Source organism: Jannaschia pagri (assembly GCF_019655435.1).
Lineage (GTDB): Bacteria > Pseudomonadota > Alphaproteobacteria > Rhodobacterales > Rhodobacteraceae > Jannaschia > Jannaschia pagri.
In genome coordinates this window covers 241,125-266,352 of sequence record NZ_BPFH01000004.1, presented here as the reverse complement: position 1 = coordinate 266,352, position 25,228 = coordinate 241,125, and the positions used below count along the sequence as shown (strand labels likewise).

At 63.9% G+C, this 25,228-nt stretch carries 19 protein-coding genes; 7 read left to right on the top strand and 12 right to left on the bottom strand.

Features of this window, described 5'->3' with window-relative positions:
• From K5R33_RS12255 to K5R33_RS12245, 3 genes are all read right to left on the bottom strand, one after another.
• On the bottom strand, nt 1-1,155 hold the full coding sequence (locus tag K5R33_RS12255) for a glycosyltransferase (RefSeq protein WP_220749329.1): 1,155 nt from the start codon (nt 1,153-1,155) through the stop codon (nt 1-3).
• Nucleotides 1,148-3,364 (bottom strand): GumC family protein, encoded by a 2,217-nt coding sequence (locus K5R33_RS12250; RefSeq protein WP_220749328.1) that lies wholly within the window; start codon nt 3,362-3,364, stop codon nt 1,148-1,150. The genes K5R33_RS12255 and K5R33_RS12250 overlap by 8 nt, the downstream gene beginning before the upstream one ends.
• A gap of 215 nt (nt 3,365-3,579) precedes the next feature.
• Entirely contained in the window at nt 3,580-5,001 is a 1,422-nt protein-coding gene (locus tag K5R33_RS12245) for a hypothetical protein (protein WP_220749327.1), read from the bottom strand.
• A 73-nt stretch (nt 5,002-5,074) separates the two neighbouring features.
• On the opposite strand from K5R33_RS12245, the gene K5R33_RS12240 reads away from it, so the two are divergent.
• Nucleotides 5,075-6,745 (top strand): glycoside hydrolase 5 family protein, encoded by a 1,671-nt coding sequence (locus K5R33_RS12240; RefSeq protein ID WP_220749326.1) that lies wholly within the window; start codon nt 5,075-5,077, stop codon nt 6,743-6,745.
• On the opposite strand, the gene K5R33_RS12235 is transcribed toward K5R33_RS12240, so the two are convergent.
• The 7 genes from K5R33_RS12235 to xylF form a co-directional block, all read right to left on the bottom strand.
• Entirely contained in the window at nt 6,723-7,895 is a 1,173-nt protein-coding gene (locus tag K5R33_RS12235; RefSeq protein ID WP_220749325.1) for a polysaccharide pyruvyl transferase family protein, read from the bottom strand. The two genes, K5R33_RS12240 and K5R33_RS12235, sit on opposite strands and share 23 nt — an antisense overlap.
• 59 nt (nt 7,896-7,954) lie before the next feature.
• A complete protein-coding gene (locus tag K5R33_RS12230) occupies nt 7,955-8,137 on the bottom strand; it encodes a hypothetical protein (protein ID WP_220749324.1) in 183 nt (60 codons plus the stop codon).
• Between the two features lie 9 nt (nt 8,138-8,146).
• A complete protein-coding gene (gene iolG, locus K5R33_RS12225; RefSeq protein WP_220749323.1) occupies nt 8,147-9,148 on the bottom strand; it encodes an inositol 2-dehydrogenase in 1,002 nt (333 codons plus the stop codon).
• Between the two features lie 55 nt (nt 9,149-9,203).
• Nucleotides 9,204-10,133, bottom strand: a complete 930-nt coding sequence (locus K5R33_RS12220) for a Kelch repeat-containing protein (RefSeq protein WP_220749322.1) — start codon at nt 10,131-10,133, stop codon at nt 9,204-9,206.
• Nucleotides 10,134-10,184: 51 nt separating this feature from the next.
• Nucleotides 10,185-10,943 (bottom strand): ATP-binding cassette domain-containing protein, encoded by a 759-nt coding sequence (locus tag K5R33_RS12215; RefSeq protein WP_220749321.1) that lies wholly within the window; start codon nt 10,941-10,943, stop codon nt 10,185-10,187.
• 1 nt (nt 10,944) lies between these two features.
• Nucleotides 10,945-12,210, bottom strand: a complete 1,266-nt coding sequence (locus tag K5R33_RS12210) for a sugar ABC transporter permease (protein WP_220749320.1) — start codon at nt 12,208-12,210, stop codon at nt 10,945-10,947.
• Between the two features lie 106 nt (nt 12,211-12,316).
• Nucleotides 12,317-13,345: a D-xylose ABC transporter substrate-binding protein gene (xylF, locus tag K5R33_RS12205; protein WP_220749319.1), complete on the bottom strand. Its 1,029-nt coding sequence runs from the start codon at nt 13,343-13,345 to the stop codon at nt 12,317-12,319.
• 221 nt (nt 13,346-13,566) lie between these two features.
• On the opposite strand from xylF, the gene K5R33_RS12200 reads away from it, so the two are divergent.
• The gene (locus K5R33_RS12200) at nt 13,567-15,117 is read left to right on the top strand and encodes a CRTAC1 family protein (RefSeq protein WP_255576368.1); all 1,551 of its coding nucleotides are present in this window, start codon (nt 13,567-13,569) and stop codon (nt 15,115-15,117) included.
• Nucleotides 15,118-15,347: 230 nt separating this feature from the next.
• On the opposite strand, the gene xylA is transcribed toward K5R33_RS12200, so the two are convergent.
• Nucleotides 15,348-16,655 (bottom strand): xylose isomerase, encoded by a 1,308-nt coding sequence (xylA, locus tag K5R33_RS12195; protein WP_220749318.1) that lies wholly within the window; start codon nt 16,653-16,655, stop codon nt 15,348-15,350.
• 127 nt (nt 16,656-16,782) lie between these two features.
• Here xylA and K5R33_RS12190 point away from each other — a divergent pair, with 127 nt between their 5' ends.
• A complete protein-coding gene (locus K5R33_RS12190; protein ID WP_220749317.1) occupies nt 16,783-18,009 on the top strand; it encodes an ROK family transcriptional regulator in 1,227 nt (408 codons plus the stop codon).
• Nucleotides 18,010-18,019: 10 nt separating this feature from the next.
• Here K5R33_RS12190 and xylB read toward each other — a convergent pair whose 3' ends face one another.
• Nucleotides 18,020-19,468: a xylulokinase gene (gene xylB, locus K5R33_RS12185; RefSeq protein WP_220749316.1), complete on the bottom strand. Its 1,449-nt coding sequence runs from the start codon at nt 19,466-19,468 to the stop codon at nt 18,020-18,022.
• Between the two features lie 109 nt (nt 19,469-19,577).
• Here xylB and K5R33_RS12180 point away from each other — a divergent pair, with 109 nt between their 5' ends.
• The 4 genes from K5R33_RS12180 (at nt 19,578) to K5R33_RS12165 (ending at nt 25,154) form a co-directional block, all read left to right on the top strand.
• Nucleotides 19,578-20,699 (top strand): aminotransferase class I/II-fold pyridoxal phosphate-dependent enzyme, encoded by a 1,122-nt coding sequence (locus K5R33_RS12180; protein WP_220749315.1) that lies wholly within the window; start codon nt 19,578-19,580, stop codon nt 20,697-20,699.
• Between the two features lie 170 nt (nt 20,700-20,869).
• Nucleotides 20,870-23,761 (top strand): Calx-beta domain-containing protein, encoded by a 2,892-nt coding sequence (locus K5R33_RS12175; protein WP_220749314.1) that lies wholly within the window; start codon nt 20,870-20,872, stop codon nt 23,759-23,761.
• A 188-nt stretch (nt 23,762-23,949) separates the two neighbouring features.
• Complete coding sequence (locus K5R33_RS12170; protein ID WP_220749313.1) at nt 23,950-24,621, top strand: Crp/Fnr family transcriptional regulator; 672 nt, start codon at nt 23,950-23,952, stop codon at nt 24,619-24,621.
• Between the two features lie 95 nt (nt 24,622-24,716).
• Nucleotides 24,717-25,154 carry a DsrE family protein gene (locus tag K5R33_RS12165; RefSeq protein ID WP_220749312.1) on the top strand — a complete coding sequence of 146 codons (438 nt, stop codon included), beginning with the start codon at nt 24,717-24,719 and terminating at the stop codon, nt 25,152-25,154.
• Nucleotides 25,155-25,228: the final 74 nt, after the last annotated feature.

Here is a 25,228-nt window from a genome sequence, read left to right as displayed (position 1 = left end):
TCAAGCGGAGCCAGCAAGGCGCATGGGCGCCTCGGCATCCCGCAAGTGCGGCGGCAGGAGCGCTCGGATCCCCTGTCGGAACACATCTTCCGAAAAGCCCGCCGCGTGGCGCACCAGGGCCTCGGACGGGGCCTGCGCCAAGTGCGACGCCTCGAACTTGAGGACGGCAGCGACCAAATCCTCGACCGATTGATCGGGGAACAGCAAGCCTGTCTGCCCCTCCACAACCGTATCGCAGGCCCCGCCGCGCCCATAGGCGATCACGGGTCGCCCAGCCGCCATGGCCTCAACGGGAACAATGCCGAAGTCTTCCTCGCCGGGGAAAATCAATGCCTTACAGCGCGACAGGTGATCGCGCAGCGTGTCGAAATCCGTCTTTCCAAGGAAGGTGATGTTCGGCTCTGCCTCCGCCGCCAAACGGTCCACCGTCTTTTGCGGCCCGCCGATCACCGTCAGTGGCAGACCGAGGCGGTTAAACGCCTCGACCGCCATGTCTGGCCGTTTGTAGGGCGCCAACTCGCCAAGCCAAAGATAGCTGTCGCCGACCTCCGCCGGTGGGACAGGCGCGAAGTCTTCGACGGCGACGGGCGGATGCACGACGCTGGCATCGCGCCGCCAGTATTTCTTGATGCGGTCCGCCACATGGTGGGAATTGGCGGCAAATGCATCGACCCGCGCCGCAGACGTCACATCCCACTGGCGGAGACCATGGGCAAAAACAGACATGGCTGCCCGTTGCACCGATCCCGTCCCCGCGCGGTAGACATGATACTGATCCCAGAGGTAGCGCATCGGGGAATGGCAGTAGCACAGATGGAACGCATCCGGCGGCACGATGACCCCCTTTGCGGGACCAGCCTCGGATGAGATTACCAGATCATAGCCGCTCAAATCCAAACCCTCTAACGCGCGCGGCATCAGCGGGAGGTAGGCTTGATACAACCGGCGCGCCGCAGGGAGCCGACCAATCCATGTTTCGTGGATCGTATGGCGACGGAGGGTGTCAGACAGGGCGTCGCGATCGGCGACATGGGTGAAGATGTCAGCGTCCGGATACATCCGACAGAGCGCTTCAAGGACCTTTTCCCCGCCGCGCATCCCAACAAGCCAATAGTGGATCAGCGCGACACGGGGCGCTCGACGGTGTTCAGGCATAGCCGTAACTGAATAAATATCCAGATTGCAGCCCTTCGCTGTCGGCGCGTGTCATGACGAGGCCTTCCAATGGGGCCCGCTGCGCGGAGAGCATGGACAGGCACCGCTTCAAAGCAATCCGCGACGTGGACCCGTGCCGCACCAAGAGGACGCATTGATCCACGGAGCGGGCGATCAAGGACGCGTCGGGGACCTGCAACATGGCAGGCGTGTTCACCAACACCAAGTCGTAGTTCTCTTTCAACTCGTCGAGGACACTGCGAATGGCCTCCGTCCGCAGACCATCGGCGCCCATGGCCCCCATCTCACCTGCGGTGATGATGTCGAAGCCATGCTCCGGCAGGGTCGTGACCGCTTCGTCCACCGTCGCCTCACCGGCGAGAATGTCGCTGACACCCGGCCTGCGACCCAGGCGCAACTCCTTGGCGAGAGTGTCTTGCCGGAGGTCGAAATCCACCACGACGACCATCTCGTCTGCCTTGGCCGCAAGCGCCGCGAGGAGCAGTGTCGCCGTGGTCTTACCGTCACCGCTCAGAGGAGACAGCAATGAGACGCTGCGGGTCAAAGCCGTCTGGGCACCGCTGCCAAGATGATTGCGCAGGGCTCGCACGCTCTCGGCGGTGGGGCCCATGGGATTCTTGTCGAGCTCGGCCAGCGCCTGCTCCGCATTGCGCCAGGTCTGTTCTGGCATGACGGACACGACGTCTAGACCGCTCGCACGCTCCACTTCGGACAGGTCGCGGAAGGTGCGGTTGGTCAGGCGGCGCAGGAGAACCAGGGCAAAGCCCAGGGCCGCCCCCACGATGATACCCAAGACGGTCATCAACTTGGGCCGCGGGGCGGATGGTCGGCCTGCGACAGTGGCGCGCTCAATGACCCGAGCGTCGGCAACCTGAAACGATTGCTGGGTTCGGGTCTGCGCCACACGCGTCAGCAGGTCGCGATAGACGGAGCGGACGGCTTCCGTCTCACGCTCCAACTGGCGGAGGCCCAAGCTGGAGCGGGAGGCGTCTTGGAACCGCTGCTCCACATCGGCCAAGGTGGCCTCCATCGTCTCTTCCCGGACGCGGGCGATTTGCAGTTCGTTCCGTTGGGCATCCAAGGCCCGGGCGATTTCCACCGAGAGAGACCGGTCCACCTCAGACAAGCGGGACAGGATTTTGCGCCGTTCGGGGTGGTCGTCGCGGAAACGGGCAGCCCATTGAGCATCCTGCGCTTCCAGCTCCAAACGGCGGGCGGTCAATTCGCGAATGGCATCGGTGGAGACCATGCCGCCCAGGGCTTCGATGCCGTCTTCGGCCACGGCACGCTCCATCTCGGAATAGCGCGCTTCGGCAGCGCCCCGTTCGATGCGGGCCTGCACCACTTCCTCGTTCAGATCCAAGACACGCTGGGACAGGATCTCCAGGCTGCTTCCATGCTGGGCGATGGTTTGGTCGCGAAAGTCCTCGACAGCGGCCTCGGCCTGCTGGACCTGTTCACGTAGATCCGCCACCCGCGCCTCGATCTGGGCGGTTGCCTGATTGGCCGTTTGGCGGCGGCCCTCAAGTTGCTGTTCAATGTATTGATCGACAATGGTTTCCGCGATCAACGCGGACAAGACGGGACTCTCCGTCTCCGCCCGGATGGAAATGATATAGGCATCCCCATCCCGCCAGAAATCCGTGGCGCGCCGCAATGCCCAGACGAGGCCGTCGATCCGCACCGCCTCCGCCACCTCGGGGTCAAGCTCTTCGGCGGGCGCCTCGTCTGCGTCACCGCCCATACCGACCATCCCAAGTATCTTGCGCGGCAAAGACGGCTCCGCCACCGATGGCAACAGGATCTCGGCCAAATCGGGCCGCGTTTCCTGCAACTCCCGCACGACCTCGCTCAGCAGGACATTCGACGTCATGATCGAAATCTCGGACGCCACGACCTCGTTGTTGAGGTTTAGGTCCGACACCACCTGGTCTTCGGTCACAAACGTCCGTTCGCGCGGATCGAGCAGGACCTTCGCCATGGACGCATAGGTCGGCGTGATCTGTGAGACGGCCCCGTAGGCCAGCGCCCCGCAGACCAGCGCGGCCCCTAAGATGACGTACTTGCCCTGCCAGATGCCGCGCAACACCTCTCGCGGGTCAATCCCGTCAAACAGATCCTCGGCCGCGGGGCGCAAATTAGCGAGCCCCTGAAGCGGTCGAGGCATCTCCGTGCCGCTGTGGGTCATACTGATCCACCCTCATGGTTCCGTTGGCCCACCCAGCGGGACCCCGTCGCACCACACCCCACTTGACCGGCTGGGCCTGACGCCCTGCCCGTGCAGACATGCTGCGGTGCGGAATCACCCGTAGCGGGGCCATGTCCATTCCTTGAACCATAGTCGAATTTTAAGCGGATAAGGCGCCTAAATTGCAAGAAACACTGTTTCCAGCAGGGCCCCTATCACGCAGCCGTTACAGCGATCTGTCTACTCTGCCCCCTGCGGTGCAGCAAGACCGCGCCCCGCGTCAAACCGACCGCAACCCCGGCGAAGGCATAGAACGTCAGACCCAGGTCAGGCGTCGCTGCCGTCAGGGTCGCGGACACGAGGAAGGCTACGCATCCAACCCGCGCGCTGTTGGCGACAACGCTGTCGCCAAGCCGCCCACCCCATGCCCCGCCGCCCGCGATGACGCTCGTGAGGAACCCGGCATAGAGCAGCCCGCCAACGGATCCCAAGCTGGCCAAAACAGCAAAGGGCCAACTGGACGCCCGCACACTGCCCAGGCCCGCGCCCAACGTCAGCGTGTCGTAGAAGTTTACCATGGCTTGGGCGTTCCAGCTAAACCGCTCGACGCCAGACTCATTGTCGAGCTTGGTGAACAACGCGCGGTCCAAAAACGCGGTGACCGGCTGCACCAATTCATAGGCCGCAAAAATCGCCACCCCTAGCAACCAAACCGCCACGACCGACAGACCTGCGATCCGCGCCCCCCGGCGCGAGACCTGCCCCCCCAGGTTGGCCACCAAGGCGACTGTTCCATAGAGGCCCAAGAACGCCACAAGCCCCACGTAGGCCGCCGACGAGGTGGAGCGCACGACACAGATCAGCGTCAGGGCCAGCATGATGGTGCCCAGGCGATCCCGCGGGCCAAAGATCCAGTAGTGGAGCCAAAACCCAAACAGCCCAAGGCTGTAGTAGCCAAAGCTGCTGGCCTCCGGGAACCCGCCGATCATGCGCTTAATGCCGACCATCCGCACGTCATAGAGGATCGCGTAATTCGCGGTCCGGATCGGCTCCAGCAGGTTGGACAGCCCGACGGCGTAGGTCAGCACATCCGCCCACCCGAGCACCGCGTTGAGCCCAGTTGCCGCCGCCACCGCCACCAGCGCGGGGCGCGGGTCCGGCGCCAAACGAAACAGCGTGGCCGCGGCCAAAAACACGCAGACCCCCAACAGGTGGCGGAACAACTGGGTCAGATTTCCGTTCGACGGACGCAGCGGGATCGACACGATCCCTTCCTCGTTGCCGTCGCGCGCGATGCCAAACACAAAGGTCTCACCGGCGAAGAGCCGAGGAAAAAGCATCGTCGCGACAATCGCATAGAGCGTCAGCAGCAGCAGCCAAAACCCGGGCTGCCCGATCCGCACAGTGCCCAAGACCGCCGCAAACCCCTTGTCCCGAAGCGCGATCAGAAAGAAAATCGCGATAGCCGCCAGATCCGCCAACAGGATCGACGCCCCGCCCACCGCCGGAAGGTTGAACGCCGCAGTGGCCGCCAGCGGGGTTAAGGCCAGAAACGCCCAAAACGCCCGGCGCGGACCGTGGACCATCAGAATGCCGATGGCGATGAGCACGATGGCCGACGTGGGAAAGAACTGCATGGTGTCGGGCTGGCCTCGGAACGGCGGGACTGGTCAACTGCTCTGGACCGGATGCGCGCCCAGGGAGATTCGAATGCTCAGGACGATAGCTTTGATCCTTGGCCTTTTGATGGCCGCTCCGGGGGCTTGGGCGCAAGACCTGCGGGCGCCCACCTTGGCCGCGGCGTCAAACTTCGGCCAAGGCGTGCCGCGCGGCCTCTTCGCGGGGGCGGAGACGCTGGGGATCCTCGATTTCCGCGATGCCGTCTATTGGGACCGCGTGGAAGGCCCCGACGGTCGCTTTCGCTTTACGACCCCGACGACGCGCTGGCCGGGTTGGTTGCCGCGCCAAGGGGCGGAGATGACCCTGACGGTCAATAACGGGCATCCTGCCTATGAGGGCGGCGCGACCCCCGTGGGACCGGACGCCGTGCATGCGTTCGGCGCCCATGCGGCCCGCGTGGTCGAAGCCTTTCCCGCCATAACGGGCGTAGAGGTCGGCAATGAGTTCAACAGTGCGAACTTCGTCTCAGGCCCGTTGCGCGACGCGGGCCTGACCGCCAGGGCAGAGGCCCATGCCGCCCTCACCATCAGCGTGGCCGAACAGGTGCGCGCCGTCCGACCGGAAGTGCGCATCATTGGCGCGGGGGTGCATTCGGTGCCCACAGGATACCTGGCACAGGTTGCAGCTGCGGGTGGCTTGGCGCCCGTCGACGCCATCGCGCTGCATCCCTATGACACCCCAGTTGCCATGCTTGATCGCCAGATCGAGGTGCTCCGCCGCGCCTCTGCCTTGGCAGAGATGCCCATCGAGTTGACGGAGTTCGGAACCCAGAGCCCGGACGCCGCCCCAGGCCTGCTGTGGCGGGGGCTGTGTAAATCGGCGCTCGCCGGGGTGTCCCGCTTGGTCTGGTATCCGCTCCACCCGCGCGGCGATGATTACGTGCCCTTGCTCACACGCGGTGGGATCCCGACAGCGACCGGTCTGGCCTATGCCGAAGCGCAATCCTTGGCGGCAGGCAAACCGGTTCGCGATGTCTCCCCGGATGCGGCAACACCTGCCTGTCTGTTTGGGGAGAGCCTGTTGGTGATTTGGGGCGCACCACGCCAGATTGACCTGACCTCACGGGAGGTCAGCGCCATTGCACCCGATGGCAGGGCCCTGCCCGACAGGACCTTCACCCTGTCAGAGAGCACCCCTCTGATAGTGGTGTCCGAACGTCCGATCAGGGTCGCAGAAGACTTGAAGATCGCACCACAAGACCTTGTTGCAGATAGCTTTTGGCATCTTTTCTATGGGGACACCCCTACTACACAGGGCCCGTTTGCTCGTTTGACCCGCTCACCAAATGGCACAGAGCCCATGACGGTCCAGCCGGGCCAAGGACGTCCTGGCGTGCCCTGGACGCCGTACCTCGGGCGCGATGACGACCCTTCGGTGCGGCTGTTGTCCCAGAGCATGCTGCCGAGCGGCACCGCGGCCTTCCCGCAAGAGGTGTTACATCGTTTCACAGCCCCAGATGACATGGTTTTGGCGCTCGATCTGACCCTGTCCCCGGCAGCGCGCAGCAGCGATGGCGTGACGCTTTCCGTAACCCTGGACGGGGACCCACTGTTCGATTGGGCGGGACGAAGCGACATGTCCCACCGTCTGACGCGCATCGAAATGCAGGCCGGACAAGAGTTAGACATCGCCGTCGGCCCGGGCGAGACAGCCCGAGGCGACGTCACCGCCTATCGCTTCACCCTTCGGTTGGTGGAGTAGCGCAGTCCAACAAACGATCAATCCCGGCCCAGGCCCGGTCGAGGATCTGAGCTCGTTTGCTGGCATCCACGCCACGTGCCAAGGCCGTGTCCACCAAACGCGCCACATCTGTTCCCGTGATCTCGGGCGCGGCGGTGAAGCCTGCGGCCAAATCCACCGTTTCAAAGAAGGACTGCAGCTTCCGATCCCATCCGAGACCGACGATCGCACGACCATAGCTATAGGCCACGATGCAGGCATGGAGCCGATGGGCCACCACCGCCTCGCAGGCGCCAATCTGAGAGACCAGATCATCGGGACGAACGGGGTCTTCCGGCACGAGCACGCCGTCCCGCTGTCCGAGCGCCGCCGCCACCCGCGCGCGCAGGGCGCGGTCTTCGGCTGCGCCGTTGGTAAACAAGCAGACGTCGAAGCCCTTGGTGATCAACGCTTCGGCGATGCCCACATAAAACTCCACCGGTCCAACCGCGCCCCCGGCGACAGATCCATCGGCGTGATGACCGAGCAGGTTGAAATCCGTCACGCATAGCCCAATCCGGCCCGACACAGCTTTGGCCGGGCCATAACACTCAGCCGCCAAAAGGCCGGGATCCAACAGAACCTCTGGCGTCGGTCCTCCCTCGGTTTGGTCGGTCCAAGCGGTCAGCGAATGGGCATCCCTTGGCCCCACCATCCGCAGGTCCGTCTCCAACAGACGTGCAAACAAAGCCTGCCCCTTCGGCGTCCAGTTCTTGGAGACGCCAACGGCATAGATCGCCGTCGGCGTCGCTGCTTCGCGCAAGAGACGTGCCGCCTGCCCGACCTTGATCGGAAAATTCAAATTGGCATCGGACAGGATCTGCCCCCCGCCGATCACGGCCAAGTCGCACTGCGCCGCCGCGCGCCAGTCCGCCTCAAGCCGATCCATCAGCTTACCCAGCTTCCAAAGCGTCAACCGCTGCCGCAGCCACAGGGGAAGCCTGTCCAAGATGGCCAACAACATCTCTCGATTGCGCACGGTGACAGCGCCAAAATCACCGCGCCCGGACAGGTCCACATGGGTCAGGTCGACGCCGGGCTTTCGCGTGCGTACCCCATGGGCAACGCACTCCGCGATGACGCCATCGCCAAGGTTTGGGGAATACCGGAGACCGAATTGCGTGATCTTCAAAGCGCTGCCCTCTGCGTTTGCGACGTTTCTTCCAGAAGAAACGTGGCAACACCATGACGTTAGCGCTTGATCCGAGGTCCCAGGATCAACGCCCAGAACGCATAGGCCCCCAACCCGGCAAAGCCCCCGGCCCAGAGCGTCGCGCCATTCGACAGCTCAAACAGCGCCCAGCCAAAGCAAACCCCGATCACAGCCCAACGCCGCCAGACGGGGGCAAAGAAGGGATGGTCGGGGTCCAACATCCTGAGAGCTTAGCCCATGATCTCTGCCATGGCGACCGCCCTGCCCTCGGCCACCGAACGAACGGCCGCATCGGCCAGGGCCAGGGCCATCAACCCGTCATGTCCCCCCGTACGCGGCGGGCGGCCTGCCGCCAAAGCGGTCGTGAACTCAGCGATTTCCGCGGCATAGGCCTCGGCGTAGCGTGTCATAAAGAAATCTTGGAGCGGCGGGCGTTGGAATCCCTCTGCCGTCGCCACCTCAATCCGCGCGGTGTGCTGGTTCTGCGCGGAGGCCGCACCGAGCGCCCCCGCCACTTCGATCCTCTGATCGTAGCCATAGGCCGCGCGCCGGGAGTTTTGGATAACCGTCTGTTTGCCCGTGGCCGTACGCAGGATCACGGTCGCCGTGTCAATATCCCCCAGGGCGCCAATCTCCGGGTCCACGAGGTTGGAAGCGACAGCCAAGACGCTTTCCGGCTCCTCCCCCAGCATCCAACGGGCGATATCGAAGTCGTGGATCGTCATGTCACGAAACATGCCACCGGAGCGGGTGATGTATTCCCCCGGTGGCGGGCCGGGGTCGCGGCTGGTGATGGTCACCGTCTCAACCGGCCCAATCCGACCGCCGTCGACGATCGCCTTGAGCGCCATGAAATCGGGATCATACCGCCGGTTAAAGCCGAGCATCAGGGTCGCGCCCGTCTCCTCCACGACGCCCAAACAGGCGCGCACCCGCGCCAGATCCAGGTCGATGGGTTTCTCGCAAAAGATCGCCTTACCAGCACGCGCAGCCCGTTCAATCAGATCCGCGTGGGTGTCGGTGGGGGTACAGATCACGACAGCATCCACGTCACCGGCGTCGATAATCGCATCGAGCGTTCGGATCTCACCACCATAGGCATCGACGGCGGCTTGGGCCGCGGCCTCCAACGGGTCCGCAATCGCAGTCATAACAGCGCCAGGTGTTGCGGCGATGGCACGCGCGTGGACCTGACCAATGCGGCCCGCACCGAGAACTCCGAATCTGGTCATGGCGCCCCTCCTTGCAACCGGTTGCAAAAGCGATACGGCAATCCGTAGGGCGGCGCTAGGCCCCTTCGACCTCGATACATTCGATGGAGGTCAATTCCGGCTCTCCACCCCGCGCGCCACTGCCTGCGGCGATCCACAGCTTGCCGTCATAGACGCAGCAGTTCGTCCCGTGCCGGGCGCGGTTGAGCCCCGGCCCCAAGGACCAAGCCCCGGATGCCGCATCGAAGATCTGCATCTCGGCGAACGCCTCCATCCGCCCCGCCTCCCCACCGACGTAGTGGATGCGGTCCCGGATCACGCCCGCGCCGCCCGCCGCTGTTTGGATCGGCAAAGGCGCGGGATGGACGGACCACTCGCACCGCATGAAGTTCCAGACGTCCACATCCCCGATGGTCGCGTGAAACAGCGCCTCATAGTCGGTCCCGTTGTGCCACCCCGTCTCGCGGCCTCCGAAGACATAGAGGTTATCCCCCACAATCGCGCAGGGCGCGTGGTCCCGCTTGTTGGGCGCATCCGGCAGAACCTGCCACTCGCCCGTCTCCGGGTGGATGCGGTCAAACCACGCTTGGGTCCCGGAGTGGTGCCCATCGACGATCCCGCCAACCACATAGATCCAGCCATCGGCGTGCAGCGCACAGCCCGAGGCCCCACGCCGCCGATCTTCCGGGATCGTCGGCCCTTCGGACCAACTGTCCGTGGCCGGGGTGTATATGAACACCGTCTCCAAGGGCGTCTCGCGCGGAAAGGCTCCGGTCATCGTCCCGAGCAGCCAGATCTCCTGCCCTACGATAACCGGTTGGAAGTGGTGGATCTCCAACGGCGGCGGCGCGCCGTGGGTCCAGGTCTTCGTGGCTGGATCAAAGATATCCACAGGCTGCACGCGTCGCCCGCCGAACAGGTAGAACAGCCCGCCAAGCTCGGCAAAGCCGTTCTCATGCCGACAATGGGGCGCGCCGTGGCAATCGAGCGTGATCCAACCGGACATCCATATCCCTCAAGACGTGAAAACGCCCCCGACCGGCGGGGGCGTTCTGGCTCAGGCCGTCGCGGCCTCGCGCTTCGGGTTTTTGCCCATGATGATCATCGACAGAATGTCATCCTCGGTCACATCCTCCACCCGCTCGGTCCCGATCAACTGCCCGTTTTTCATCACAGACACCCGATCACAAAGCTCCATCATCTCCCGCGTGTCGTGGGAAATGAGGAAGATCCCCAGACCCTGGGCCTTCAACTCCTTGATCAGGTCCGCAACCATGGCCGTCTCATGCACGCCGAGCGCCGCCGTCGGCTCGTCCATGATCAGGATGCGCGCGTTGAAATAGACGGCGCGCGCAATCGCGACCGACTGCCGTTGCCCGCCCGACAGGGAGCGCACCGGCTCATTGAAGCGCTTAAAGTTTGGGTTGAGCCGCGCCATGATCTTGCGGCTCTCACTCTCCATCTTGGTGTCGTCCACCAGACCGAACTTCGTCACGATCTCGCGGCCCAGGAACAGGTTGGAGGCCGCGTCCAGATTGTCGGATAGGGCGAGCGTCTGATAGATCGTCTCGATGTTATGGGTGCGAGCGTCGCGCGGGCTGTTGATCTCGACCTTCTTGCCGTCGACGTAGATCTCGCCCGCATCCTTTTTGTAGGCCCCCGACAGGATCTTGATCAGCGTGGATTTCCCGGCGCCGTTGTGGCCCAGCAGACCCACGACCTCACCCGGCATGACGTCGATGCTGACATCGTCCACGGCCTTGATCCCGCCAAAGTGGATCGAGATGTTGCGCATTTCCAGAAGTGGCGTGGTCATATCAGGCGTCTCCCGTGCGGCGGCGATAGACGATGTCGACCCATACGGCGAGGATCAGGACAGCGCCCACGATGATGTTCTGAAACGGGGCGTCGACCCCAACCATGCCCATGCCACTGACCAGCGACTGCATGATGAACGCTCCCAGCAGCGCGCCATAGATCGTGCCGACGCCGCCAGCCAAAGCGGTGCCCCCGATGACCGCGGCGGCGATCACACGCAGCTCGTCCAGAGTGCCTAGGTCATTCCCAGCCGAGGCCAGACGCGCCGAGGCGATCACAGCGGCCACGGCAGCCAAGCCGCCCATGAGCGCGAAAACCTTCACCGTCAGCATCTTGGTATTGATCCCCGACAGCTCCGCCGCGTCCGGGTTGCCCCCCATCGCAAAGACATAGCGTCCGAACCGCGTCTTGCGGGCCACGATCGTCATGGCGATGGCGATACCGATCACGATCAGAACGGAGATGGGGAACCCATAGGCCTCGGTATAGCCTTCTGGCATCTCCAAGCCTTCGCGTTGAAACCGGCGCTGCAAGACGCGGGTGGGCACCTCGTAGGCGTTGATGACAGCGGTAATCCCCGCAATCGCGCCGACCAGGATGGCGCCCAGTGTGTATTCGGCCCACAGCGGCTTAACCGCGAAACCGTGGGACAAGTGACTGCGCCGGGTGTGGATCAGGAACCAAACGGTGGCCAGGATGGCCACGCCCGCCAAGATCCAGCTTGCCGTCACACCAATGGTGCCCGACGCGCCGCCCAGCTTGATGAACGTGGGATCCAGCGGAGAGACGGTCGTGCCGCGCGTCACCCACCAGGCCGCGCCGCGCCAGATCAGCAGACCGCCTAGGGTGACGATGAAGGACGGGATCATCAGATACCCGACCATCCAACCTTGTAACGCGCCGATGGCCACCCCGAGCGCGACACCGATGATGACCGTGACAATCCAGATGACCGGGCTGCCGAAGCCGACGATTTCAGGCAACCAGAACGCCTGCACCAGCCCCATGACCATGCCGATGACACCGACCATGGATCCGATGGACAGATCGATGTTGCGTGTCACGATGATGAAAACCATCCCCGTAGCCATCACCGCAACCGAAGCTGTTTGAAGCGTCAGGTTGAAGATGTTGCGCGGCGTCAGAAACGTCCCGCCCGTCGCAACGTTAAACACCAGAGCGATCAGCAGAAACGCTCCGATCATGCCCAACAGCCGCGTATCCAGCTGCAACGTCCGTATGAATTTCCCCAGGCCCGCGCCCATCGGTCTCTCTCCCCGTGGTGCCCGTCTGAGACGGGTCTTTTTTTCCAGAAAAAAAGCCCCACCCCCGGTTGTCGAAGGTGGGGCCCCTTAAGTGGGTTGCGCTGGCTTATTCGCAGGCGGCGACGCCCGAGACGCCCTGACACAGCACGGCTTTCTCGATCCAACCGGCGTCCAGAACCACGTCCAGGTTGTCCTGAGTGATCGGCAGCGGCGCCAGCAGCATCGCGCTCACGTCGACGCCCCCGGGCGAGGTGAAGGTCGCAGCGCCATCAACGTCCGCCAGGGCCGTCCCCTTGGCCAAAGCCACGGCGATCTCACCGGCGTTGCGGCCCAACTCACGGCTGTCTTTCCAGACGGAGACCGTCTGCGTGCCCAGGGCCACGCGGTTCAGGGCCGCATGGTCGCCATCCTGGCCGGACACGGGGATGCCATCCATGCCTTGGGCTGTCAGCGCAGCGACCACACCCCCGGCCATACCGTCGTTGGAAGAGATGACGGCATCGACCTCGTTATTGGTCTGGGTCAGGATCTGTTCCATGTTGCGCTGCGCATTCGCGGGCGCCCAACCATCGGTGTAGGTCTCCCCCACGATGGTGATGTCACCGGCGTCGACGGCCGCCTGGATGACCTCTTGCTGACCACCGCGCAGGAAGTCGGAGTTGGGGTCGGTGGGGGAGCCCTTGATCATTACGTAGTTGCCGCTGGGCTGCTGCTCCAACACGGCGCGGGCCTGCATGCGCCCCACTTCAACGTTGTCGAAGGTCAGGTAGAAGGCGCGCGGATCCTCGATCAAGCGATCATAACCAATAACGGGGATGCCAGCGGCCTCGGCACTGTCAAGGCCCGGCCCAATGGCGGCGCCATCCTGAGCCAGGATGATCAGAGCATCCACGCCCTGGGTGATCAGCGATTCAACATCCGCAAGCTGCTTGGTCGATGACGACTGTGCGTCCGCCGACAAATATGCCGCTCCAGCAGCGTCCAGTGCGGCTTTGATGGCGGCCTCGTCGGTCTTCCAGCGTTCCTCCTGGAAGTTAGACCAGCTCACGCCAACAGTGACGGAATGGCCATCGGCAAGCGCCACGGTCACAGGCAGCGTCGCCACCATGGCGGCGGCGATCAGAGTCTTTTTCATAATTTTCCTCCCGTTTGTCGCAGTCCTCAATCGCCCTCGGGCGACCGCGTTCCGCTGGGAAAAGGCTAAGGCGATCCGATTTAATTTGTCAAAGAAAATATTTCCCAAAGGGCGCAGACCGTGTACCTCAAAGACGGAACGATCCGGGTCTGACGTTAGGGCACTCATCGCAGTCTTGGCTCAGATACGGACCGCGCTTCACTGAAAGGTCAAAGGCTTCCATGGCGATGTTCAATCTGTCTCTGTCCGCTCTTCGCACCTGGACGACAGGTCTGTCCTGTGCGGCAGGCGCGGCGTCGGGCGCCGCCCTCGCCCAGGCAGAGCCCCGCTTTGTGAGTCGTGCCCAAGACGTCGTCGGCTCCCACAGCTACGTAGGCGGTTGGGACTTCTTTGTGGGCGGCGGCGTAGCGGTCTTCAATTGCAACGGGGACACCCTGCCGGAGATCTTCGCCGCCGGTGGCGCCGCAGACAGTCGGTTGTTCCTGAACGACAGCACACCTGGCGCTGACATTCGGCTCTCTCAAGCGGATGGCCCTGCAGTCTCCCGGGTGACCGGTGCCTACCCTCTGGATATGGACGGCGACGATGTGCTCGACCTCATGGTCCTGAGGAACGGACCAAACGTCGTCTTACGCGGATTGGGTGACTGTCAATTCGAGGATGTGACAACCGCCTGGGGTCTAGATGTGGGCGACGCGTGGTCCACCGCCTTCTCCGCCACCTGGGAGGCAGGCCAGACCTGGCCGACGCTGGCGATCGGCAACTACGTCGATGCGGACGATCCCGACGGGCCATTTGGCGCCTGCGACGCAAACCGGATGTTTCGTCCAAGCGGGGACGGATACGACCGGCCCATCGTGCTCGATCCGGGTTTCTGCCCCCTGTCCATGCTCTTCTCCGATTGGCGCCGCGACGGTCGCCCCATGCTGCGCGTGTCCAACGACCGTCACTACTACCTCCATGACGGTCGCGAACAGATGTGGAGCCTCGACCCCCTGCGCGAACTGGGCGAAGGCGACGGCTGGGCACCACTCAAATTGTGGGGGATGGGCATCGCAAGCCAGGATCTGACCGGCGATGGGCTGCCAGAAGTGATGTTGACCTCCATGGGCGACCAACTCCTCATGATGAACGAGGGGACGGGGTTCGCTGCTGCCCCCTTCGCCATCGGGGCCACGGCCCATCGTCCCCACGTGGGCGACGACGGTCGTCCCTCCACGGGCTGGCACGCCCAGTTCGGGGATGTGGACAACGACGGGCGCCCGGATCTGTTCATCGCGAAAGGCAATGTCGATCAGATGCCGGGCATGGCCATGGAGGATCCCAACACCCTGTTGATGCAACAGGCCGATGGCACCTTTGCGGAACGTGGCGCGACCGCTGGCATCGCAACGCCGCACCGATCCAGGGGCGCCGCCCTTGCCGATCTGAACGGGGATGGCCGCCTGGATCTGGTCGTGGTCAATCGCCGCGCGCCCCTGGAGGTTTGGCAAAACACGACAGAGGCGGGACAGTGGCTCGCCGTGGATCCCCGCCAGGCAGAGGGCAACCGACGCGCCATCGGGGCCTTCGTTGAGGTGCGCACCAGCACAGGCACCCAGATCCAAGAACGTACCGTCGGAGGCGGCCATGTCAGCGGCACCGCGGCGCCGCTCCACTTCGGCCTTGGCGCAGACGAGAGCGCAGAGGTGCGGATCACTTGGCCAGATGGCACCGTCGGCCCCTGGCGCCAGGTCGATGCGGGACAAATCCTAACGCCGCACCGGGAGTGACCATAAGATACCACGGCCACACACCTCAGATCTACAGAACGTCAATCGAAACCGCGCCCCAACGCCGACGACAACCGATCGGGCCCCCCGTTAATCTCTGCTTAAGGTTAACGCCCCCCGCTTCGATGTTCCAAAAATATGCCTGTCCGACCGTGAGGCGGGCGGCAGTCCCCGTCAAAGGCGCCAAGCCCTAAACGGTCAACTGCCACCTCACTGGCATCGGCGATCAGTCAAACGAACCGGTTCACGTAAGCCTCAAGAATCTCCTGCCGCCCGGACCTCGGTTGCGGGTTCACACCCTGGTCAATCACGCGCGTTTGGATCGTGGCGAGGTCACTGGTCAGCATCGCTTGGGCCGCGGCGTCCTCCCAGGCGGCGTAGCGCGCCGATAGTGCCTTCTCCAGGCCGCCGTCCTCGATCATGGCGGCTGCAGCCATGAGACCTCGGGCACAGACGTCCATACCGCCCACATGGGCCGCGATCAGGTCCTGTGGATCCAAGGACTGCCGCCGCAGCTTCGCATCGAAGTTGGTGCCGCCCGTGGTGAAGCCGCCCGACTTCAGGATTTGATAATAGGCAAGCGCGACCTCGGGCACCGTGTTCGGGAACTGGTCCGTGTCCCACCCCGATTGGTAGTCGTTGCGGTTCATATCGATAGAACCGAGCATTCCTTCGGCCGCGGCGACGGCGATCTCATGCTCAAAGCTATGCCCCGCAAGGATCGCATGGCCCTGTTCCAGGTTCAGCTTCACCTCATCCTCCAACCCATATTTGCGGAGGAACCCGATGCAGGTGGCGGCGTCGAAATCGTATTGATGCTTCGACGGCTCCTGTGGTTTCGGCTCGACGAGGATCTGGCCCTGAAACCCGATCTTATGCTTGTAATCGACGACCATAGACAGGAACCGACCCATATGGTCCAACTCGCGGCCCAAATCGGTGTTGAGCAGGGTTTCATATCCTTCGCGCCCGCCCCAGAGCACGTAGTTCTGACCGCCCAGCTTATGGGTCGCATCCATGCAGCCTTTCACCGTGGCCGCCGCATAGGCAAAGACATCCGGATCCGGGTTGGTCGATGCGCCCGCCATCCAGCGGCGGTCCGAGAACATATTGGCCGTGCCCCACAGCAGCTTGGTGCGAGAGGCCTGCATCTTTTCGCCAAGGTAGTCGGTGATTTCCTCCAGCGTGGCGAGGTTGGCGGCATAGCTGCCCTGTTCCGGGCGCAGGTCCGCGTCGTGCCAACAAAAGAACGGCGCGCCGAGGATGTCGAACATCTCAAACGCCACATCGGCCTTCATCTTGGCGCGCCCCATATCGTCCTGCGGGTGCCAAGGGCGCTGAAACGTGGGGCCGCCGAACGGGTCCCCGCCCTCCCAGGCGAAGGAATGCCAATAGGCCACCGCAAAGCGCAAATGGTCTTCGAGCCGTTTGCCCATCACGGTCGCGTTGGGGTCGTAGTGGCGAAAGGCCAGCGGGTCCTTGCTGTCGACGCCTTCAAAGGTCGCCGGGGCGATCCCGTCGAAAAATCCTGTGGTCATGTGCCTCTTGCCTCTCCTCTGGCTTGGGCGATCTCCGTCCCTGCGGAAGACGCTAGACAGAATTATTTTTTCTGTCAAATTAATGCCTGGAGTGGTCGCGTTTGGGGCGCTCCGATGGGAGGCAGATATGGATGACAGTGGAGCGCCCACCGCCGCGCGGGGGGGCGGCATAGAGGCGCGACGGCCTGGGCGCGCTCGGGTTCTGCGCACGATCCGGCAGCACACCCAAGTTGCGCGGGTCGACATCGCGCGCGAAACCGGGATCAGTCCGGCCACGGTCACGGCGATCACAGCGGACTTGCTGTCCGAAGGCTTGATAGAACGGATCAGCCCCGACGCAGGTGAGCGTCCAAAGACCAGCCGGGGCCGTCCGCGCGAGGCCCTGAAGATCCGAGGTGCGGCCCACCTGGTTGCCGGGGTCAAGGTCTCCCAAGGGGCGATCACCGTCCTCTTGGTGGATTTTGAGGGCCGGGAGTTGGGCACGCAGGAGATCCCGCGCGCCGAACGCCGCAGCAGCGCGGCGGCCTTGGTCGATCAGATTGCGCTGGCCGTGGACCGGGCCTGTCATGCCATCGGCCTCGACCCCGCGCGGGTCTCGGCGGTGGGTGTTGGGCTTGCTGGATATGTGGATGGGTTGCGAGGGTTGGTCCATTGGTCCTCGGCCCTGACCGAGCGCAACGTCCCCTTGGCGGATCTGTTGTCCCAGCGTGTCCACTACGCGGTGTTCATCGATAACGACGCCAACCTTGTGGCCACGGCGGAGCATCTCTTTGGTCGTGGTCAGGCGCTGCGCACCTTCCTTGTCGTCACCATTCAGCACGGGATCGGTCTGGGGGTCGTGATCGACGGGCAACTCTACCGGGGTGCGCGCGGCTGTGGCGCGGAGTTCGGGCATACAAAGGTCGCCCCGGGGGACGGCGCGGCGTGCCAGTGCGGACAACGCGGCTGTCTAGAGGCCTACACCAGCGAATACGCCCTGCTCCGACAAGCGGAGGAGGTGGGCGCGGGGACCTTCACCGACATGGCCGCCTTGCAAGAGGCAGCGGCGCAAGGCGACGCGGGGATCGCAGACCTTCTGTCAGCGGCCGGGGAATACTTCTCCATGGGTTTGGCGAATTTGATCAACATTTTCGACCCGGAGCTGATCATCCTGGCCTTTGAGGCGGCCGGCAACCACCCGCTCTGCCAACCGGAAATTGTGGAAGCGGTTCACAGCAAGGTCGTTCAGGTGGATGTCGCCCCGCCCGAGATTGTCGTCCACAACTGGGGCGACCGCATGTGGGCCAAGGGGGCCGCGGCCTATGGGATCGAGCGTTTGACCCATCTGCTTGTCGAGGATCTGGGCGCCCCCTAGGCGAGCGGCGTCATTGGGGCCGCACCAATCCGTAGAGACCACGGTATCGGTCCCACCCCTCGGCGTAGCGCTCCAAGAGGTCGGCGCGCGGGTCGATTGTCTCGGCAATGGGTGGCGGTGACATAATCTCCGCAGGATCGGCCCCCGTCGCAGCGGCGAGCCCCAGACGGGCGGCGCCGAGGGCCGCGCCGAACTCTCCGCTTGCGGGGATCGACAGCGGCAGGTTGAGGGTGCTGGCCAGGGTCTCCAACCAGAACCGGGACCGCGCGCCACCGCCCATGGCAATGACCGATGACAACTGCGCGCCCGTGCCGGACAGAGCGGCCAAGCAATCCCGCAGGGCAAAGGAGACCCCCTCAACGACCGCCCGCGTCAGATCGGCGGGACCATGGCCCACGTCCAGCCCAACAAACGCCGCGCGGACACCTGCATCGTTGTGTGGTGTCCGCTCCCCCGACAGATAAGGCAGGAACGACAGATCCGAGGGCCCGGCAATCTGGTCTGGCAGGGCGGCGGCCAAGTTCGCCGGGCTCTGCCCCGTTTGGCGCGACAGCCAGTTCATACAATCCGTCGCGGCCAGAATGACGCCCATCTGATACCACCGGTCTGGCACGGCGTGACAAAAGGTATGCACCGCCGTCGCGGGATTCGGGGCATAGCGATCCCGCGCCGCCAGCAGCACGCCAGAGGTGCCCAGTGACACGAACCCCTGCCCTTCGGCGAAACACCCCGCCCCGCAGGCAGCGGCGGCGTTGTCGCCCCCGCCCCCTGCGACGACCACAGGGCCACGAATGTTCCAGCGGGTGCGCAAAACCTCTCGCAAGTCTCCCGACGGTGCGCTGCCTTCCACAAGATCAGGCATCTGGTCGCGCCCCATGTGTCCAGCGGTCAGAGCCGTCTCAGACCAGTCGCGCGCACCCACATCCAACCATGACGTGCCCGCGCAATCGGACATATCCCCCACATGCCGACCCGTAAGCCATAGGCGCAGGTAATCCTTTGGCAGCAGAACCTTGGCCACGCGGGCGAACACGTCCGGCTCATGGGTTTGCAACCACAGGAGTTTCGGCGCCGTGAAGCCCGGGAAGACGATATTCCCGGTTACCTCGCGCAGGTCCTGGGTCGTATCCAAGCGCGCGGCCTCCTCCGCCGCGCGTGTGTCGTTCCACAGGATACAAGGTCGGAGGACCGCATCATCGGCGTCAATCAGCGTCGCGCCGTGCATCTGACCGCTCAGGCCAATCGCGCGCAGATCGGCGAGCTTTTCCGGCACATCGCGCGCGAGCGCATCGAACACACCTTCGCAGGCCGTGATCCAATCGGCGGGATCCTGTTCAGACCAGCCTGGCTGCGGATGGGGATTGTCGTAGGCATGGTCAGCGGTGGCCACGACCGCGCCCTCTTCGTCCATCAGGATGGCCTTTAGACCGGATGTCCCCAAGTCTAATCCGAGATACATGGCGCGCCCCTCCCCAGTTGCTTTTGGTGACTTGGCCCATATCGCCCGAGCCGTCTAGCCTTTGACCGGGCGGCCCAGTCCGCTAAGCCAGCCTCAGAGGGAGCGCGCGATGCACATTGATCCGTTTGGCGTTGAAATCTGGATGAACGAGACCGAGACGCGCTGCCGGTACAACCTGGCTGAAACCTGCGTGGCGGCCATGACCCTGGATGAGATGCTGGAGATCATCGGCCATGACGGGGACCCTTTAGCCGCAATCCGGGACCAACCGCTGAGCTATGGCGCGATTGAAGGCTCTGAGCGGTTGCGGGCGGCGATTGCCAACCTGTACGCCAGCCGCGCGCCGGAGGATGTGATGGTTACCCACGGCACCATCGGCGCCAATGATTTGGTCTGGCGGGCCCTCGTGGGGCCAGGGGACCATGTTGTCAGCCTGACCCCCACCTACCAACAACACACGGCCATCCCTGCCAGCGTCGGGGCCGATGTCACGGCCCTGCCCTTGACGGCAACCGACGAGTACTTGCCCGATCTGGACCGCTTGCGCGCCGCCATGACCGACCGGACGCGCGTCGTGGCCTTTACCAATCCGAACAATCCGACCGGCAGCCTTATCCCCGAGGACATGCTGCGCGCGATCATCGACATCGCCGAAAGCGGGGGCGCCCGCGTGCTCGCCGACGAGGTCTATCGCGGGACCGCGCAGGTGGGGGATGGGCACAGCCCATCCGTCGCAGATTTCAGCCCCCATGCGGTGGCCACGGCGGGCATGTCGAAAGCCTTCTCTCTCGCCGGTCTCCGACTGGGGTGGGTGACCGCGCCGCCCGACGTCCTGGCCGCGGTCTCCCTTCACCGGGACTACTCAACGATTTCCGTCGGGATGCTCGACGACCACATCGCGGCGCTGGCTTTGGAACACGCGGACCGGATCCTGGCGCGCAGTCTCCGGATCACACGACAGAACCTGGAGATCCTGTCCGACTGGGTCGCGGCGGAGCCTGGGGTGAATTGGGTCCGCCCAACCGCTGGAACGACGGCCCTGCTCCATCTGGACTGTGATATCGGATCGGAGGCCTTTTGCCGGGGGCTTTTGGCGGAAACGGGTGTTCTGCTCACCCCAGGCGCGGTGATGGGCATGGAGGGAACTGTCCGCATTGGCTTTGCCAACGAACTCGATGCTCTGCGTGCCGGGCTTCCCCTGGTGTCTGGCTATTTGGCGCGCGTTGGCTAGGGCTATTTGACGACCATACGGTCTTGAAAACGGCCCCGTGAGCGCCGTTCCACAAAGACCAAGTGACAGTTTTAAGACCGGTCGCCTATGCGGCGAAAGGCGGTTGACCAAGGTCGGGAACTCTGACGAGGTGAGGCCATCAGTTTAAGTGGCTTGGGGGAAAAAGGCCGATGCCTATTGTTACATTGAGCAATGCGGATTTTGTAGAAGGCGACGGCGGGTTTCAGGTCGTCATCTTCCGCGCAAGCCTGGACGAAGCCCCCAACGTTCCCGCCAGCTTTCAGTTTTTCACCCAAGAGGGCAGCGCCCAGTCGGGCGACTATGACTCGGGAGGGGCCACGGTCACATTTGGTGCCGGGGAAACCGAGGCGGAAATCCGGATCGTCCTAAGGGGCGACCGGGTCGTCGAAGGCAACGAAACCTTCGAGATCGTCGCCTATAACCCCCGTGGTTTGGATTTCCCGGATCAGGCGGCTGCGCTGGTGGCCACGGGCACGATCCTCGACAATGACGACGGCATCCCGGACATCCCGCGCGCGGATCCTGGTGTGGCGCGACAGATCTTCGGCCCCACGCCTGAGGCTGGTCCGTTTCCGACGATGACCGCCTATAACACGGGCTATATTGAGGGTGACAGCGGCTTTAAGTTCCAGGGCATTCTGGTCACGCTGGACCGTCCGGCCACGACGACCACGACCGTGGATTACTACACGGTCCAGGGAACCGCGGCCAATTCCGTTGGCGATTATGACGGTGCGGGCGGCACAGTCACCTTCACCGCCGGACAGCGGTCGGCGATCCTCAACGTCGTCACACGCGGCGACCAAACGCCCGAGCCGAATGAGACCTTCACGGTGGTTTTCACGAACCCGAACAACCTCAACATCAAGGATGGCGCCCAAGCCTTAGAGGTGACGGTGGACGTCCTGGATAACGACAGCGGCGCAGCCGATCTGGAGGGCGGCATCGGCGCCGAAGGCACCCCGATTTTCGGGCCTGAGCAAGTCGATGACCTTCCGACCATCCGGGTCCAAGGGGTCGATGTCATCGAAGGCAACGGCGGTTTTCAGGTGGCAGAGATGCTCGTCACCCTGGATGGGCCGGTGACCAGCCCTGTGTCTTTTAGCTGGGGAACGCAGGATCTGACGGCCAGCGCGCTCCAGGGGGATTATGACGCCACCGGCGGAACGGTGACGTTCAACCCAGGTCAGCAGAGCACGCGCATTGGCGTCATCATCCGCGGCGACCAGACCATCGAAGGGGACGAAGACCTCCAGGTCCTCTTTACCGGGGCCACCAACGCCCGGTTTGAGGGGGGTGCCGCGGCCATAGAGACGACCATTGGGATCTTGGGCAACGACGGCGGGCCGGTATCGGGCCCCGCCGGTCGCACCGAGATCGCGACAGCCGCACCTGAGCCTGTGTCGACCTCGCCCATCATTCCCGTCATCCAGGTCCACGATGCCACAATGATCGAAGGCGATGGCGGCCTCACGGGCATGAGCTTCCTTGTGACGCTCGACCGGCCCGCGCCCGCGCCCGTGACGTTCAGCTATTCCACACTGGATGGCACAGCCAGCCGCTTTTTCGATTTCGATCTGACCGGTGGCACCTTCACCATCCCGGCGGGACAACAGAGCGCGCGGATCAATGTGACGTTGCGGTCTGACACGGAACGGGAAGATACCGAGAGCTTTGACCTGTTCGTTTACAATGCCACGAACGCCAACTTTGCTGGCAATGCCATCGGGTTGGTCGCCACGGGCACGATCTTGGACAACGACAGCGGACCCGTGACCCAAGACGCAGGGAGGGGCGATGCCGCCCCGGGCGTTCTGGGACCGGAGCCCGATGACAATTTCGTTCGGGTCGACGCGGTATCGATCTCCATCGAGGAACGTGACAGCGGATCGCAGTTCTATTCCGTCCCCATCCTGCTGTCGGAGCCCGCGCGCGAAGAAGTCATCGTGAGCTACCGTACCGTGGGAAACACCGCGCTCCCCGGAGAGGATTACATCGAAACCTCTGGCGAACTTCGCATTCCGGTCGGATCCGGGGCCGGTCTGATTGGGATCCGCGTCCAGGGCGACACGGCCATTGAGGGCGATGAGACGTTCTTCCTGGAGCTGACAGGCGTCAGCGGCGCGGTCCTCGCCAATGGGGAAAACACCCTGCGGACCGAGCTGCGGATTGCCGGTGACGACGGCGCCGGGACGCCAGCCACCAGCGCGGACTTTGAACTGACGCGCGGCGCATCGGATGACCCGGATCGTCTGCTCGGGTCGTCGGCAAGCGACATCATCTCAGCCGGGGGTGGGGCCGATACGGTGGACGGCCTCGCGGGTGATGACCTGCTCAACGGCGACGATGGGCGCGACCTGCTCCGTGGCAACGATGGCAATGACACCCTCGCGGGCGGCGCCTTTGCGGACACGCTGATCGGTGGGTTGGGTGACGACCAACTGATCGGCGGCACTGGTCGCGATGACATGCAGGGCGGCGCGGGCAACGATGTCTATTCGGTCGACAATATTCGCGACATTGTCCGTGACAGCGAAGGCGACATGGACCGCGTGAACACAAGCGTCGACTTTGTCGTCGCGCGCACAGGCATCGAAGAAATCATCGGAACCGGCACGGCCGACATTCAAATCCTTGGCGACCGCACCTCCACCCGGATCGTAGGCAACGAAGGGGACAACATCCTGCTGGCCGGTGGCGGCGAGGATACGATCACCGGCGGGGCCGGGGCGGATATCTTCGCGTTCCAAGCCGATGGGAACCCGTCGAACGCGACGATCACCGATTTTGGCGCGGGCGACGTCCTTGCCTTGGACGACAGATACTTCGGCCTGGGCAACGGGCGCATCAATGCACGGGAACTGTCGCCATCGGATGTGCAGGGGTTGCTGCGCGATGGGCTGGCCTCTTTCAACTTCCGCACGCTAGAGCTTTCGGTGGACGTGGACGGGCCGGGTGGCCCCCGCGGTCTAGAGGTCATCGCGACCTTCACGCCCGCAAGCGCACGGGAACTTGGGGTCGATGATATCCTCATCTTCTGATGGATCTTGGCAGGTAAGGCGGGGGCCGGGCCAACCGGCACGCCCGCCTCGCCTGATCTGGCGGCAATCTGGCGCCTGGGCCATTTGGGTAGGGGCGCAGCATTCTGTTGGAGGACTGGGGAGACCTGGTCCCATACGCAATCAGTCCTTTTGGACCCGTTCAGGGACCATTCACACGGTCGATCGCCATGGATGAGTGGATCGACCGTTTTCCAGGTCTTTCAGCCCTGCAACCGGACGTGCGGGATCGACTGACCCGGGCGTCGCGCCGTGTTCAGATCCAGGCTGGCACTGTGATCTTCGGACCGGGTCATCCCCCCGATGCCCTGCTGCTGCTGCTCGACGGGCGGGTGCGGGTTCAACAGACAACGGAGGGCGGTCGGCACATCGTCCTCTACCGCGTCCATTCCGGCGAAAGCTGCGTCATGACCACCGCCTGCCTGCTGGCCTACGAAGACTATACCGCCGAAGGCATCGCGGAGACCGATATAGAGGCCGTGGCCATTCCGCGCGCGGTATTTGACGACGGCATGGCGACCTCACCGGCCTTCCGGCGCTTTGTCTTTTCGGCCTATTCGAAGCGCATCACCGATCTCTTCCTGACCATCGAAGAAATCGCCTTTGGCCGGATGGATGCACGTCTGGCGGCCAAGCTGCTGGAGCTGTCCGATAACACAGGCAGTTCCGTTCTCAAGGCCACCCACGGAAGCCTCGCCACGGAGTTGGGAACGGCCCGTGAAAGCGTATCGCGCCAGATGGCGGAGTTCGCTCGGCGCGGTTGGGTCGAGCAGCGGCGCGGCGCGATACAACTGGTCGATGCGCCTGCCTTGCGAAAGTTCGCCGAAACAAACCCGGTTTGACCGCACGGTGACCATGTCACCGACGGTGCCGCCTGGTCCCGTCACATAGGCCCCGGCCAGCATGTCGCTGGTGACCCTAGACCGGAGCCTTCGACATGAACCGCTTGACCACTGCCCTCGCCGCCATCGCCGTCACGACCATGAGCCTGCCTGGACAGGCCGAGGCGGATGGAACGGTGCTGTCCATCGTGACCGCCGGAGATCCTCAGACCCAGTTGATGTCCATGGTCCTGACGCTCCAGACGGCAAACCAGGGCCTCGCGCCCCGCGTCTTGCTGTGCGGACCAGCCGCGGACATGGCCCTGAAAAACGCCCCAGCAAGCGCCACCGCAGGCCAGCCGCCCCGCGATGCGAGCCCCCAGGGCCTGTTGCAACGCCTTTTGACGATGGGGGCAACGGTGGAGGTCTGCGCGATTTACCTGCCGGGCCTTGGGGAGGATGCATCGGTTCTGATCGACGGGGTCGGCGCCGCCAGCCCGGCCGAAATCGGGACCCTGCTGGCCGATCCGACGGTGCGTCTGCTGACATTCTGAACCGAAGCAGAGCTCATAAACGGTCCACGGTAACATCATCACCGACCCGAAGCGCCGCAGCCGCTAAGGGTCGC